Annotated in this window: 12 protein-coding genes, 1 tRNA gene and 1 other annotated feature; of the genes, 11 read left to right on the top strand and 2 right to left on the bottom strand. The window is 47.2% G+C overall.

Going from position 1 to position 14,213, the window contains the following annotated elements; all coding sequences use genetic code 11:
• The first annotated feature begins 328 nt into the window (after nt 1–328).
• The 10 genes from NDA06_RS11035 (at nt 329) to rplL (ending at nt 8,471) form a co-directional block, all read left to right on the top strand.
• On the top strand, nt 329–2,224 hold the full coding sequence (locus NDA06_RS11035; RefSeq protein WP_190985318.1) for an iron uptake porin: 1,896 nt from the start codon (nt 329–331) through the stop codon (nt 2,222–2,224).
• A gap of 450 nt (nt 2,225–2,674) precedes the next feature.
• Nucleotides 2,675–3,775 (top strand): phosphate ABC transporter substrate-binding protein PstS, encoded by a 1,101-nt coding sequence (gene pstS, locus NDA06_RS11040; protein WP_242047400.1) that lies wholly within the window; start codon nt 2,675–2,677, stop codon nt 3,773–3,775.
• 275 nt (nt 3,776–4,050) lie between these two features.
• Complete coding sequence (rplS, locus tag NDA06_RS11045) at nt 4,051–4,413, top strand: 50S ribosomal protein L19 (RefSeq protein ID WP_190415198.1); 363 nt, start codon at nt 4,051–4,053, stop codon at nt 4,411–4,413.
• 92 nt (nt 4,414–4,505) lie between these two features.
• Nucleotides 4,506–4,578: transfer RNA gene (locus tag NDA06_RS11050), tRNA-Trp, on the top strand.
• A gap of 324 nt (nt 4,579–4,902) precedes the next feature.
• Nucleotides 4,903–5,127, top strand: coding sequence for a preprotein translocase subunit SecE (gene secE / locus NDA06_RS11055; RefSeq protein ID WP_190415197.1), 225 nt, complete (start codon nt 4,903–4,905; stop codon nt 5,125–5,127).
• A complete protein-coding gene (gene nusG, locus NDA06_RS11060) occupies nt 5,124–5,780 on the top strand; it encodes a transcription termination/antitermination protein NusG (protein ID WP_190415196.1) in 657 nt (218 codons plus the stop codon). The genes secE and nusG overlap by 4 nt, the downstream gene beginning before the upstream one ends.
• 9 nt (nt 5,781–5,789) lie before the next feature.
• Entirely contained in the window at nt 5,790–6,215 is a 426-nt protein-coding gene (gene rplK, locus NDA06_RS11065; RefSeq protein WP_190415195.1) for a 50S ribosomal protein L11, read from the top strand.
• Nucleotides 6,216–6,314: 99 nt separating this feature from the next.
• Complete coding sequence (gene rplA / locus NDA06_RS11070; protein ID WP_190415194.1) at nt 6,315–7,031, top strand: 50S ribosomal protein L1; 717 nt, start codon at nt 6,315–6,317, stop codon at nt 7,029–7,031.
• 92 nt (nt 7,032–7,123) lie between these two features.
• Nucleotides 7,124–7,323 (top strand) — a sequence feature (ribosomal protein L10 leader region).
• A 45-nt stretch (nt 7,324–7,368) separates the two neighbouring features.
• On the top strand, nt 7,369–7,947 hold the full coding sequence (gene rplJ / locus NDA06_RS11075; RefSeq protein WP_190415193.1) for a 50S ribosomal protein L10: 579 nt from the start codon (nt 7,369–7,371) through the stop codon (nt 7,945–7,947).
• A 131-nt stretch (nt 7,948–8,078) separates the two neighbouring features.
• Nucleotides 8,079–8,471, top strand: a complete 393-nt coding sequence (gene rplL, locus NDA06_RS11080; RefSeq protein WP_190985316.1) for a 50S ribosomal protein L7/L12 — start codon at nt 8,079–8,081, stop codon at nt 8,469–8,471.
• Between the two features lie 306 nt (nt 8,472–8,777).
• Here the strand turns inward: rplL and NDA06_RS11085 are convergent, their stop codons facing one another.
• The gene (locus NDA06_RS11085; protein ID WP_190985315.1) at nt 8,778–10,022 is read right to left on the bottom strand and encodes a serine hydrolase; all 1,245 of its coding nucleotides are present in this window, start codon (nt 10,020–10,022) and stop codon (nt 8,778–8,780) included.
• 77 nt (nt 10,023–10,099) lie between these two features.
• The gene (locus NDA06_RS11090; protein WP_190985325.1) at nt 10,100–11,617 is read right to left on the bottom strand and encodes an IMS domain-containing protein; all 1,518 of its coding nucleotides are present in this window, start codon (nt 11,615–11,617) and stop codon (nt 10,100–10,102) included.
• A gap of 167 nt (nt 11,618–11,784) precedes the next feature.
• Between NDA06_RS11090 and NDA06_RS11095 the strand changes: the two genes are divergently transcribed.
• Nucleotides 11,785–14,166 (top strand): ATP-binding cassette domain-containing protein, encoded by a 2,382-nt coding sequence (locus NDA06_RS11095; RefSeq protein ID WP_190985314.1) that lies wholly within the window; start codon nt 11,785–11,787, stop codon nt 14,164–14,166.
• The last annotated feature ends 47 nt before the right edge of the window (nt 14,167–14,213 follow it).

A 14,213-nucleotide genomic window follows, 5' to 3' on the forward strand; every position in this document is an offset into this window, starting at 1 on the left:
CATATAAACTAATCTAATCGCTTAATCGCCAACTTTGCTCTTGCCGATTCGGAGCGCAACTTGAAAGCCTCTAAATCGGCTTTATTTGTTGGGTTCCTAGCTAGCGGATTGTCAGGATTGCTTAACCTGTAGATTACCAAATCCTTACCTATCCCTAAACTGACACAACTAGCATTAGAGGAAATTATGTCGCCTACAAGACAATGTTGAGCTTGAGTTGGCAGTGTTTCATGTTTAATAATGATGGAGTTTCTCAAGAAGACTCCCTATAGCGTTCCGTTAATCCGGGATTGTTTCCCTTGAGTTCAGTTAGGTGTGAGGAGATTAGATGTCTAAAATTTTGTGGAATACTCTAAAATTAGGGCCAGCGATCCTAGGTGCATCCTTATTAGTTTGCAGTAGCACGCTTGCCGCACAGACGCCTGACACTCAAATGGCGAGCGAACCGATAGCTGCCACTAACCAGGTGACTGATTTATTAAAACCAGCCGACCAATCCCAGCAAGCGCAGCAGACACCTGTTCAAGAACTGGCTGTTCAACCAGAAATTAGTTCTATTCCAGTTTTCACCAACGGCACGTCTGCCCAAGAAACGCCGGTTGCTGAAGCTGAATTAGTGAGTCCGAAACCAGTTTTAGCAGATAACGCGATCGCGCAACCCACTGCTGATGCTGTCCCCACGAGCCAAAACACCGATTTAGAACAAATCGACCAATACACCAATGAAGTCGGGACGACCGACTCAATGGATCAAGTCACCAACGTGTCGCAGTTGCAAGACGTAGAACCGACGGATTGGGCTTACGAAGCACTGCGAAGCCTGGTGGAGCGCTATGGTTGTATCGCTGGGTATCCCGATGGTACCTTTCGCGGCAACCGGGCACTGTCGCGTTATGAATTTGCCGCCGGGATGAACGCCTGTTTGCTGCAAATCGAAAAACTGATTGCGGCAAGTTCGGCTGACTTTGTCACTAAAGAAGATTTAGCGACGCTACAGCGGCTAATTGATGAATTTGGGGCAGAATTAGCCACCTTAAGAACGCGAGTAGATAACTTAGAAGGTCGCACGGCATTTCTGGAAAGCCATCAATTCTCTACAACGACTAAGCTGACTGGCGAAGTTATCTTTGCGCTTGCTGACGTTTTTGGTGAAGAAAGGGCTGGCGGGGGCGACATAGACGCTAACCTCATTTTTGCTGACCGTGCTCGTCTGAATTTTGACACTAGCTTCACTGGCAAAGACCGCCTGAGAACCCGTCTGCAAGCTAGAAACATCGTCTCATTTGGTACAGGTGTAACCGGAACCAACATGACCCGTTTGGGATTTGACGGCGATAGCCAGAATGATGTCCTAATTGACGACTTTTACTATCGTTTTCCCCTAGGTGATAAGCTCTTAATCCAAATTGATGCCGCCAACGTTGAATTCAATGACAACGTCTACACCTTCAACCCCAATTTCGAGAGTAGTGGAAGTGGCTCTATCTCACGATTTGGGCGTTTCAACCCCATCTACCGACTAGGTTCTGAGGGGACTGGGTTGACTGCGACCTACAACTTTAGCAAAGCATTAAACCTATCTTTAGGTTATCTAGCCCCTCGAGGCTTCGATCCTTCCAACGGTTCCGGGGAATTCAGCGGTGCCTATGCCGGTCTAGCTCAACTGGTTTTCCGTCCTACTGACGCCCTTAATGTGGGTTTGGTTTACGCCCATACTTATGAAAACCAAGAAAAAAATGTCAGCTTCATGTCGGGTACGGGCAGTAGTTTTGCCAATCGACCCTTCGAGAACAATGCGACTTCAGGCAATCACTACGGGCTGAATGCAAGCTTCCGGCTTGGTTCTGCCATTACCCTCTCAGGCTGGGCAGGTTATTCAGTCGCTACCGCTGAATTCGGTAACAACTTGGCACAGGTAACAAGAGGAGATAATGCGGATATTTGGAACTGGGCTGTAAGCTTAGCCTTCCCCGATTTGGGCAAAAAAGGGAACCTACTTGGTTTTATTTTTGGGATGCCGCCTAAAGTTACTAGCAATGACTACGGTACTGGCAACGCCCGTGAAGATCGGGACACCTCATATCATGTAGAGGCTCTGTATCGCTATCGGCTGACTGACAACATTGAACTCACCCCAGGGTTGTTGGTGATTCTCAATCCGGAACACAACGACAATAACGACACACTCTACGTAGGAACGCTGCGAACAACCTTTAAGTTCTAAGCACCTGCGTTTCGGGTAGGGGCGGGGGATTCCTCGCCCGCTCGTCTCTGACCCAACAAACGGTAGATTTACGCGAATAAAAATGCTGTGTGCGATCGCTCCTATCTGAAACTTAAGCGATCGCACTTTCTTGTGCAGATCCAAGCCTCCGAAACTGCTTCGATCTGCGCTTCCCTGCTGGCAATCATCATCTTTGCTTAACCTGTAGATTACCAAAGCCTTACCTTTACCTAAACTTACAGAACTAGCATAAAGATCGGCAGGGGTAGCATTTTAATTTTGTAAATACGCTATCTTGTAGAGTTGGTTTTCATCTGCTCTAGTTCATTTCTACTTCCTGGCAGTAAATAAAACGACAATAACCGCCAGGAAAGAACATGCACCTAGCATTTTTGACAATTCTTCAGCGTCAGCTTTTTAAAGACTCAAAGATTCAGTATGTTTTCTCCAATGCATTCAACACGACGGGCTTTTCTCGTTCCCTTTATTGCCCTCTCACTCAGCGTGACTGCCTGTCAGTCGCCAAACACAACTCCTTCCACCAGTCCAACGGCAGGAACCCCTGGTAGCGCCACTCCTGCCGCAGCAAACGGTGGTGGCGGTGGCAACGTCTCCTTAACTGGTGCCGGTGCCAGTTTTCCAGCTCCCTTGTATCAGCGGTGGTTCTCGGAGTACAACAAGCAAAATCCCAACGTCCAAGTCAGCTATCAATCAGTTGGTAGCGGCGCTGGTGTGGAACAGTTCACCCAGGGAACGGTGGACTTTGGTGCCAGCGATACGGGGATGAAACAGGAGGAAATCACCAAGGTTGGCAAGGGTGCTGTGTTATTACCCATGACAGCAGGCAGCATTGTTCTAGCCTACAACTTGCCCGATGTCAAAGGTCTCAAGCTACCGCGTGCAGTTTACACCGATATCTTCTTGGGCAAAATCAAGAAGTGGAACGATCCCAGAATTACCCAAGCCAATCCTGGGCTGAATTTACCAGACAGGGAGATTACTGTTATCCATCGCTCCGATGGTAGCGGTACTACAGCAGTCTTCACCAAACATCTGAGTGCGATTAGTCCGGCATGGAAAAGTGGTCCTGGCGACGGTAAAACTGTCAACTGGCCTGTCGGCGTGGGTGCCAAAGGCAACGAAGGCGTCACCGCTCAACTCCTGCAAAGTGATGGTGCCATCGGTTATGTCGAGTACGGCTACGCCAAGCAACAAAATATCCCTGTAGCGGCGCTGGAAAATAAAGCGGGCAAGTTTATTGAACCCTCCAGCGAAAGCGCGGCTAACACGCTAGCCGCAGTGACTCTGCCCGCAGACTTGCAAGTTTCTATCACCGACCCAACCGGCGAGAATTCTTACCCAATTGTCACCTATACCTGGGTCATGGCTTACAAAACTTATGAGAATCCTGACGAGGCAAAAGCCCTCAAGGATGTCTTGAAGTGGTCGTTAAACGAAGGACAAAAGTACAGTGAAGAGCTAGGATACGTGCCTCTTCCCCAGCCTGTTGTAGCCAAAGTTCAAGCAGCAGTGGATACCATCAAGCCGTAAGTTTCAGCGTTAGATATTGCCCGAATCGGCAAGAGGCTAATCCTTTCTGAACCAGAATGTTAGTCAAGTAGGGACTGCTTACCCTACTTGACTATGAAGACTTAACAATGAAGTTTTTGGGATTGGAGAGTGAGAATCTAGAACTTCCAATCCTGAATTCCCCTAGCACTATATCGCCTACAAAAGTAAAAATTTGGGAAAATTCAGAGATTCCCGGTAGACGTATACCTAGCTCTTGATATAAGATTAAAGGCTGTGACTTTTTGGCGAAACCAATGAACGCTCAGGAAATCATCCGCTCGATTGAAGCGGAGCATCTGAAAAAAGAGTTGCCCATTATCCATGTGGGCGACACCGTTAAGGTTGGGGTAATTATCCAGGAAGGCGGTAAAGAACGGACGCAGCCCTATGAAGGCGTCGTTATTGCCAAGGGCGGTAGCAGCATTAACTGTACGATTACCGTGCGGCGGGTATTTCAGGGAGTAGGCGTTGAGCGGGTATTTCTGCTCCACTCTCCCCGAGTTGAAAGCATCAAGATTATTCGGCGGGGTAAGGTGCGTCGTGCTAAACTATACTATCTGCGCGATCGCGTTGGGAAAGCCACTCGCGTTAAACAACGCTTTGACCGTAGCCTGTAGTCCAATTTGGACAAGGCTATTCCCGATTGACGCCGCTAGGGGTTAAACTTAAATAGAGAAAAGTTCAGCCTCTCGCTCTCAAATCCACCTGTGCGCTCTTAGTTCAGTTGGTAGAACGCAGGTCTCCAAAACCTGATGTCGGGGGTTCAAGTCCTCCAGGGCGCGCTCTCATCACAAAACAGGACTGAGAACTGACGAGTGTTCGCGAAGTAGCGCAACAGCGCCAACTGAGTGAAAGCATATAGGGACTCAGAACTTAGGCATCAAAGCTCTGCCCGAAAGCATTCCTGTGGTTGCATAGTCAGCCTCAAAAACGTTTACTTTCGGGTAGACTTGTGTTGTGTAGGTGGTTCATCAGTATTGCCTAAGTCAGGTGCTAAACCCAACGATTGCATCGGTATTTGCGTAGATTGGCAGCACATTAGGCTGTACACAGCTAAAAGCGGTAGAAATGAACTGCTCAAGAGCTGTATTAACGGGAGAGATATTGTGGCAAAGAAAAACGAAGCCGAGAGCGAAGCAAAAACAACTGGGTTTAATATATCAACCTTTTTTCAGGAAACCAAAGACGAACTGAATAAAGTCGTCTGGCCCAGTCGGCAGCAATTGCTCAGCGAATCTGCTGCTGTGCTGTTAATGGTAACTCTTTCGGCAGTTTTAATTTATCTGGTTGATGGTTTCTTTGCTTGGGCAGCAAAGCAGGTGTTCGGATGAGTTTTGCAACCGACAATCCACAGGATTTCAATCAACTCGAAGACACGTCAGATGGCTCGGTAAAATCCCGGTGGTACGCTGTTCAGGTGGCATCTGGATGTGAAAAACGTGTCAAGACAAACTTAGAACAGCGGATTCAAACTCTTGATGTTCGCGATCGCATTCTCCAGGTGGAAATTCCTCAAACTCGCACCCTGAAAATGCTCAAAGATGGCACTCGCAAGGAGTCGGAAGAAAAAGTCTTTCCCGGCTACGTGCTAGTCCGGATGCGGCTAACTCCTGGGGCAGATGGTGAATTGGAGATGGACGATGAAGCTTGGCAGGTTGTCAAGAACACCCCAAACGTGATTAACTTTGTCGGTGCAGAACAGAAACGCCGTTACGGACGGGGACGCGGACACGTTAAACCCTTGCCGCTGAGTTTTTCAGAAGTCGAACGTATCTTTAAACAAGCTACCGAGCAAGAGCCAGTAGTGAAAACTCATCTGGCTACAGGAGATAAAATTATTGTCCTTTCTGGTGCGTTTAAAGATTTTGAAGGCGAGGTCATTGAAGTCAGCCCAGAAAGAAGCAAGCTGAAGGCGTCACTATCCATTTTTGGACGCAATACGCCGGTAGAATTGGAGTTTAATCAGGTTCAGAAACAAAGCTAAATAGTTAAGATGGCAAAGAAAGTTGTTGCAATCATCAAGCTAGCTCTTAATGCGGGCAAAGCTAACCCTGCCCCGCCAGTGGGACCAGCGCTCGGTCAGCACGGGGTCAATATCATGGCGTTCTGTAAAGAATACAACGCCAAAACAGCGGATCAAGCTGGGATGGTAATTCCGGCAGAAATCTCAGTCTATGAAGACCGCAGTTTTACCTTTGTTCTGAAGACACCACCGGCATCCGTTCTGATTCGTAAGGCAGCTGGCATTGAGCGAGGCTCCAACGAACCAAACCGGAAAAAAGTGGCGTCAATTTCAAAGGCACAGTTGCAAGAAATTGCTCAAACTAAAATGCCGGATCTCAATGCCAACGACATTGATGCGGCAATGAAAATTGTGGAAGGAACTGCCCGGAATATGGGCGTTACTATTAACGAATAGCGATTCTTTGATTCGCTAATTGCAAGCACGCGGAAAGCTGGCAACGTAAACCCAATCGGGGGAGAGGTAACATCTCGTTAGTGACCCCAGGAGAAAAATATGGCAAAGAAAGTATCCCGTAGGCTCCAAGAGCTGCAAAAGAAAGTCGAAGATCGACCCTACGAACCCACAGAGGCTCTCAACCTTTTAAAAGAGACAGCCACTGCCAAGTTTCCTGAATCTGCTGAGGCGCATATCCGCCTGGGAATCGATCCCAAATATACCGACCAACAGCTGCGAACAACCGTTGCTTTGCCCAAAGGAACTGGACAGACAATTCGAGTTGCCGTAATCGCCAGAGGGGAAAAGGTCCAAGAAGCCAGCAATGCCGGTGCTGATATTGCCGGTTCCGAAGAGCTGATTGACCAAATCCAAAAAGGCATGATGGATTTTGACCTGCTGCTGGCGACACCGGATATGATGCCCCAGGTGGCAAAACTGGGACGTTTGCTCGGTCCCCGTGGCTTGATGCCCAATCCCAAAGGTGGGACGGTGACGTTCGATCTAGTGCAGGCGATCGCTGAATTTAAAGCTGGTAAGTTAGAATTCAGAGCTGACCGTACTGGGATCGTCCACGTTTTGTTTGGCAAAGCTGCCTTCCCAACTCAAGACTTGCTTGTGAATCTTAAGGCGTTACAGGAAACGATTGACCGTAACCGTCCTTCTGGAGCCAAGGGTCGCTACTGGCGCACAGTGTACATATCTGCGACAATGGGGCCATCGATTGAAATTGACATCAACGCCCTGCGCGATCTAAAGCTGACTGAAGCTGCCTAAGATTTAGCCCTGTAGGGGCAAGGGTTTCCCACCCTTACAGGAACAATCGATTGAGTAAACAACAGGAGCAAGATTTAAAGTTTTCAGCCCAATTAACTGAATAGCACGCGCCGGAGACAGCAGGAGCTGATGGCTTAATTTCCTGCCTAGGTTTGCGACTTTACCGCATTAAGGTCAATCTTCTCGCCACACGCAACATGGCAGAAACTGCACCAAAAATGCGAACTCTGAAAAGGGTTCCTTGGGATATTGCGTAACCCCGGCTCAACCGCTGGGGTTTTTAATTGGGCTTTTTTAGGTTTGGCATTCTGCATTTTCTAAAGGAGGTGAAAGATACATGGGTAGAACGCCGGAAGATAAACGGGCGATGGTCGCTGAAATCAAAGAAACTTTAAATGTAGCTCAGCTGGCAATCGTCATCGATTACCAGGGGTTATCAGTTTCGGAGATTATGGACTTGCGGCGGCGGCTGCGTCCCAGCGGCACCGTTTGCAAGGTGAGCAAGAACAAGCTGATGGGAATTGCCATTGAGGGTGATTCCAACTGGCAACCGATGTCAGAATTCCTTAAAGGTTCTTCTGCTTTCTTGCTAGTCAAGGACGATTTGAGCGGCGCAATTAAGGCTTACCAAGACTTCCAAAAAGCCACTAAGAAGACAGAACTTCGTGGTGGTGTAATGGAAGGTCGAGCTTTGAGCCAAGCTGACATCAAAGCGCTGGGAGATTTGCCTTCCAAGGAACAACTCATGGCGCAAATTGCTGGAGCTATCAATGGCTTGGCAACCAAGATTGCTGTGGCTATCAACGAAGTTCCAGCTTCGCTGGCAAGAGGACTACAAGCGGTCTCCGAGCAGCAGCAAGAAGGTGGCAACGGCGAAAGCGATGCAACTGCTACTGCCTCAGCGTCTGAGGAATAAATTGGCGGTTACAGGTACAAAGTCTGCCGATGAAGGCAGCTACCTAAACGCCTAAAGAATGGATTCGCGGCTACACAAACAAAGCCTGCCTAGGCAGGCTGTAACAAAAATAACGTTACTGGAGTTTTGAAATGTCTGCTACAACTGACCAAATTCTCGATCAACTAAAATCACTGACTCTGCTGGAAGCTTCTGAACTCGTTAAGCAGATTGAAGAGGCTTTCGGCGTTAGTGCTGCTGCCCCTGCTGGTGGAATGATGATGATGGCGGCTCCTGGTGCTGCTGCTACTGCGGAACCAGTTGAAGAGCAAACTGCGTTTGACGTGATTCTGGAAGATGTCCCAGCTGATAAGAAGATTGCCATTCTTAAGGTAGTCCGCACCATCACGGGTCTGGGTCTGAAAGAAGCTAAGGACTTGGTAGAATCTACTCCCAAGCCAGTTAAAGAAGGCGCTGCCAAAGAAGAAGCTGCTGATATCAAGAAGCAGTTGGAAGAAGCTGGTGCGAAGGTAGCAGTTAAGTAAAAGGCTAATGGCTAATGGCTTTTTTCAATGAGCCATTAGCCATTCAGTAGGCGGGATTAATTATTTGTAGGATGGGTTAGCGATCGCGTAACTCATGCAGATTTGGGGTTTCCTTGCGTTTTTCCAACTAACCTACGAAAATCTACGAAAATCTTCAATTTAATTGCATCCGCCTACTTAGCAAAAAATCACCGAATAGAAATGAAGTAATTTCCTGAAGCTAAACAGGAATTACGATTCAGGAGATAAAGAAGGCTCCTTTTTTTTTGAGGTGATTTTTTAGGTAATCTAATCCCTCTTTTGTTCCTAGGGGGAATTCCGGGCGACCATGCGATCGAAGACTAAACGAGACATTTTGGGAAAAATTGTCTTATTTTGGGCGTAAGCGGCATCGTCACCAAAGACTGTCAAAATATAAACGGTGCTACCATCTCTGGTTGCGACGAATGCCGCTTCTTGGCGCGAAAAAGAAGTCCAACCCGCCTTTGAGTAAAAATCAATATCCACATCAGACAAAGCCTCGCCAAAAAATTCCTGGATGGGGTTGAAGTCACCCCAGGTTTTTGACTCTAGTGTCCTCATTTCTGGACGCAAATCTCTTCTCAGCCATCCGCACATTTTTTCGCTGGCAGTTGAGGAAACAGCCTGTCCAGTTCCACACATTTCGTACAGGAGTCTAGCTGCCTGATCGGTTGTTATCTTATTCCGAATGGGGTCTTTGGGATCGCCTCGCATTTGCAAATCAATCTCTAGAGGCTCTGGAAGCCTTAGGTAGGGGATTGGATAAGTTTTTTGGCTAATATTAATGTCTTTGTAGCCTGCTTCTCTAAAAAAATGATTAACTTGTTGACGCTTATCTAGCCATATTTTAAACTCTTCATCATTTTCTATTTTCGGTCTAGATTGCGTATCGGTTAACAGGTCAAGGATGACGCTAGATGCCTCGTTATCAGACTCCTTGATCATTTTGGACAGATATAGAGAAAATGCACCTTCGTCTGCCCAAATACCATTTTCTATCTGGCCATAGAGAGCCACCATCCAAAACATTTTGATGACGCTAGCAGGATATCTCAAGGTATCTTGTTTATATCCGGCAATTTCACCCGTTTTAACATCGATTAAGGTAATAGATAAAGGCTTTGTGGGTAAGTCTTTCTCAGTTGCCAATTTCACAACCTCATCAACAATTTCTTCCAACTCCTGGCTCTGTTTAAAGTTCGGCGGAGTCTTGACGTTGTAGACAAGTTGTGAGCTATTACGTCCGGGTAGGCGAGATGGAAGAGGTAATAATGCAGTTTTAGCCCAAGGGGGAAGTACCGGCAAGGTAGAATTTAGTTGCTCGGATACGACTGCTGGACGCTGAGTTACCAACCGATTTAACCTTAACCCACAAGTTGTAAAGATTGTAGCGGAGGCGATCGCTAAAGCCGCAAATCGCAGCCGTCGCACCCGTCTCTTGACTTGATGGGCACGAGCTGCACGTCTGGCTTTAAATTTGGCAATTTGTTGGGCACGTTTATGCGGTTTTGGTTGTGGTTGCTGACCCACGAGCTACACCTTACGGTTTTTAAGTTTTCCTGATTTCCAGTTTTAAATAATTTTGAACAGAGCAACTGCACGGGTATTTATTGAATTTCCCTGATCGTTTTGTATTCAAGTATTTTCCATTTGCTGTCTACTGATTGCAAAGTGTATCGCACCAGTCGAGTTTTGAAGTCAGTTTCGTTGGGGTCGATATTACCGTTTTTATAGAGAGTACGTTCTTCAGTTACCCTGATTTCGATAGTTGCGCGATCGCCATCCACAATAAATTGTTCAACATCTCCGACTTTTTGAACGCCGTATTGGTAGTAAGCATTGTTATTCTCTAGCCAAGCCATTGAGCCGCCCTTACTAACGGTATTCTCATAGAGTTGTCCCGTGGTCAGTTCGGCAGCAAGTTCACGATTAAAGGGGGGAGCGAATATTTCTCGCTTACTGTTTACCCACCGATTAATTAACGCGACAGCTTCTTGTTGAGCTTGCTGAGGGTTTTCTATATTGGGAGAACGGTTAGCAAAAAAACTTGGTAACTTTCCAGTTGTGAATAAAATACCACCCAGAATTGCTACCCCAATTACACTGCCTAAAATTACTGCCTTCTGCCAATCTCTTGAATCGGAGATAGTTCTGGTGGCAACAGGTTGGGAGGATGACACCGCAGCGGTTTGTAAAGAAGCAACTTCAGGAGGGTAAGAAGGCACCGTGGATGGCTGATAAGTGTTTTCTGGGGGTGGAGAAACGACTGACGGAGGAATGTAAGGAACTGTGGGGGGAATTGGAGAGACTGGAGTTTCTAAAGCATGAAGCATTTCTTGGACATTCGTATAGCGATCGCTCGGATGAGACTGAATCGCCTTATCCAGCACCGCCAGCAAACTGGCGCTAACATTCAAAGTGTACTGATGCCACAGAATCTCGCCGCTGTCACGATCGATATTTAAGGATTGAGGGAGTTTTCCGGTCAGTAGATAAATCGCCGTCAAACCCAAACTATACAAGTCACTCGAAAAAAGTGGGCGTCCGATTGCCTGCTCGCTAGGCATAAATCCAGGCGTTCCAATTACAATTGAGCTGATGGTACGCCCCTCAGAATTGATGATGGTGCCCATCGTTTCTTTCACCGCCCCGAAATCAATTAAGACGGGTTTGGTATCCCGTTTTCGCACAATCACGTTGGCTGGCTTAATATCTCGATGGACAATCCCTTTGTGATGCACGTAATCTAGGACAGGTAATAGATTTACCAAAATTTCCCGCACCGAACTCTCGCTGAGTGATCCCTGCTGTTGCACCATTTGAGCCAGCGTTTCCCCCTCAATCCATTCCTGAACTAGGTAGAACTGATCGCCAGCCGCAAAGTAAGCATACAGCCGGGGAATCTGGTAATTGCCTTCGCCCAACTCTTCTAAGATGGCGGCTTCGCGTTGGAATCGATCTTTAATTAGCTGGTACTGGGGATTATTCGTCACCGGCTTGAGTCGCTTGATCGCGCACCGGCGACCCGAAGGCATATGGATATCTTCTGCCAGAAAGGTTTCGCCAAACCCACCAGCGCCCAGCGTCTGAATTATGCGATAGCGATTGTCCAACAGCGTTGGCATCATTGGCCTTCACCGCGTAAGGTTTTCTTTAGAAGATAACATCAGGTATTCAGGACATTTCTAGCAGTTTCAGCAAAATTTACCAATAGTTAAAGAAGGATAAAGAAGGAGAAACCTCGGAAAGGTTTCATTTTCCTAAAAAAAGTTACCCACTTTTAGAGAATGCAATGACCACCCAGCCAGGGCAGCGGACTGTTATCAGCACCAATCCCTATTTGGTGCTAAATAATCAGGGGCAGATTTTACCACCCTTGGAACTGACAGCAGACCGACACATACTGGGACGCGATCGCGCTTTCGCCGATCTAATTGTTCCAGATGATTGGCGCGTCATCTCCGCTTGCCAAGCCGTCTTACATAGAGATGGGGATGACTATTACATTTATGACGGCGATGGACGCAAACCCAGTACCAATAAGTTGTTTGTAGATCACCGATTGATTACGCCCACAGAAGGCTATCGCCTGGAAAATGGCATTGAAATTCAAATTGGTCAAAATCCCCAGAATTTAATTCAGCTGAGGTATTTCAATCCCTCCAGCGCCAAAATGCTGACGCCACCGCGTCCCGTCTCGCTGAAAAATCGGTCGGTGGAAATCGGACGCGACGCCAATGCCACGATGCAGTTAGATTCGCCCATCGTTTCTCGGCGTCACGCCACGATTGATACGGACTCTCAGGGGCGCTACATCCTGCAAGATCGCAGTACCAACGGCGTTTTTATAAACGGGCAACGAGTCACGGGTTCTGCTGTCCTGTCACAGGGGACAACCATTCGCATTGGGTCATTTACCCTGGTGCTACGCGGCGACAATCTGGTGGTACTTGATCAGGGCAATCAAATTCGTCTGGATGCTGAGAATCTGGTCATCAAAGGGCGTCTGGATGGCGTTTCCCTGGCAATTGAACCAGGGCAATTTGTGGCTTTGGTGGGGGGAAGCGGAACGGGTAAATCCACGTTGCTGAAGACTTTATTGGGGATTGAGAAGACGGCTAAAGGTGCGGTGTATCTCAATGGCGACAATTTGCAGAAAAACTTTAATATGTACCGCACGCAAATTGGTTATGTGCCCCAAGATGATATTTTGCACCGAGATTTGACGGTGGTAGAGGTGCTGACTTATGCGGCGGCGCTGCGACTTCCGCCGGATACGGATGTGTCACAGGTGGTGCAAAAAACTCTAACTGATATTGAAATGTCCGATCGCCAAGATGCCTTAATCAAACATCTCAGCGGCGGTCAGCGCAAGCGAGTCAGCATTGGGGTAGAACTTTTAGCCGATCCAAAGCTGTTTTTCTTAGACGAACCGACTTCGGGACTCGACCCTGGTTTGGATAAGAAGATGATGCAGATGTTGCGGAGATTAGCGGATCAGGGACGCACGATTATTTTAGTCACTCATGCGACGGCGAATATCAAAATGTGCGATCGCGTTGCTTTTCTCGGTCGCGGCGGACGACTTTGTTACTATGGCATCCCGGAGGACGCGCTGAAATTTTTTGGGGTGACAACGGATAACTTTGCCGATATTTACACGCAACTGGATAAGGAGAAAGAAGAAGAAACGGAAGCCATTGTCCAACAATACGCGAATCAGTTTCGTCAATCGCCCGATTATCAACATTACATTGCGAGTTCCCTCGGTGCTGGCAGTCATACGCCACAAAACGCCGGTTCACCTCCCCAGAAAGCCAGTATCTCGCCTTGGAAGCAATTAGCTTTGCTGAGTGGGCGCTACTTGAAGATGATCGGACGCGATCGCATCTATCTCGCCTTATCTCTTCTAACTTCTCCCATTGGTATCGCCTTAATTCCCTTAGCAATTGGAGGAAAAAATCCTCTCGTTCTTAGCAGCGAATCCGATCCTGCCCTTGCACCTTTAGCGCTGCGAGTATTATTTGTATTTACCTGCGCTGCGATTTGGGTCGGACTTTCCAGTTCTTTGCAAGAAATTGTGAAAGAATCTGCGATTTACTTGCGAGAAAGATTGGTAAATTTAGGGTTAATTCCTTATCTCGCTTCAAAAATATTCGTTCTTTCCGGTCTGGCCTTATTGCAAACCTTGCTAATTTCAGCAGTAATTCTAATTGGTTTCCAATCTCCGCAACCTGAATTGATACCTTGGTCTTTAGGATTTGCAGTCAATACCTTTTTAACGCTTGTTACTAGCATGAGTTTAGGCTTACTGGTTTCATCTCTTGCCAAAAATAGCAGTCAAGCGAATAGTGCTTTACCTTTACTTTTACTACCTCAGATTATCTTTTCCGGCGTTTTATTTAAGATGGAAGGAATTGCCAGTAAAATTTCCTGGTTGATGCTAAGTCGCTGGTCGATTGGCGGTTATGGTTCTTTAGTCAATGTCAATGCAATGGTTCCCGATCCGATTTTTTTACCGAATGGTACGCTTGCGCCGATGCCGTTTGATAAAACGCCTATTTACGAGCCAACGTGGCAGAATTTAGGGTTAAATTGGGGTATTTTGTTGCTGCACGCGGCAGTTTATTTAACAGTTACTTTTTGGGTACAGAAGCGGAAGGATATATTTTAGTTTCTAACCCGTTCATCCGCCAGCGATTGAAGCCGCACACTTTAAGC

It is taken from the genome of Trichocoleus sp. ST-U1 (assembly GCF_039961835.1).
Classification (GTDB): Bacteria; Cyanobacteriota; Cyanobacteriia; order Cyanobacteriales; family FACHB-T130; genus FACHB-T130.

Coding starts and splice junctions, on each gene's coding strand:
- pstS (WP_242047400.1), top strand. CDS start 2,675: ATGCATTCAACACGACGGGCTTTTCTCGTTCCCTTTATTGCCCTCTCA.
- rplL (WP_190985316.1), top strand. CDS start 8,079: ATGTCTGCTACAACTGACCAAATTCTCGATCAACTAAAATCACTGACT.
- NDA06_RS11090 (WP_190985325.1), bottom strand. CDS start 11,617: ATGCCAACGCTGTTGGACAATCGCTATCGCATAATTCAGACGCTGGGC.
- rplA (WP_190415194.1), top strand. CDS start 6,315: ATGGCAAAGAAAGTATCCCGTAGGCTCCAAGAGCTGCAAAAGAAAGTC.
- NDA06_RS11035 (WP_190985318.1), top strand. CDS start 329: ATGTCTAAAATTTTGTGGAATACTCTAAAATTAGGGCCAGCGATCCTA.
- rplJ (WP_190415193.1), top strand. CDS start 7,369: ATGGGTAGAACGCCGGAAGATAAACGGGCGATGGTCGCTGAAATCAAA.
- NDA06_RS11095 (WP_190985314.1), top strand. CDS start 11,785: ATGACCACCCAGCCAGGGCAGCGGACTGTTATCAGCACCAATCCCTAT.
- nusG (WP_190415196.1), top strand. CDS start 5,124: ATGAGTTTTGCAACCGACAATCCACAGGATTTCAATCAACTCGAAGAC.
- rplK (WP_190415195.1), top strand. CDS start 5,790: ATGGCAAAGAAAGTTGTTGCAATCATCAAGCTAGCTCTTAATGCGGGC.
- rplS (WP_190415198.1), top strand. CDS start 4,051: ATGAACGCTCAGGAAATCATCCGCTCGATTGAAGCGGAGCATCTGAAA.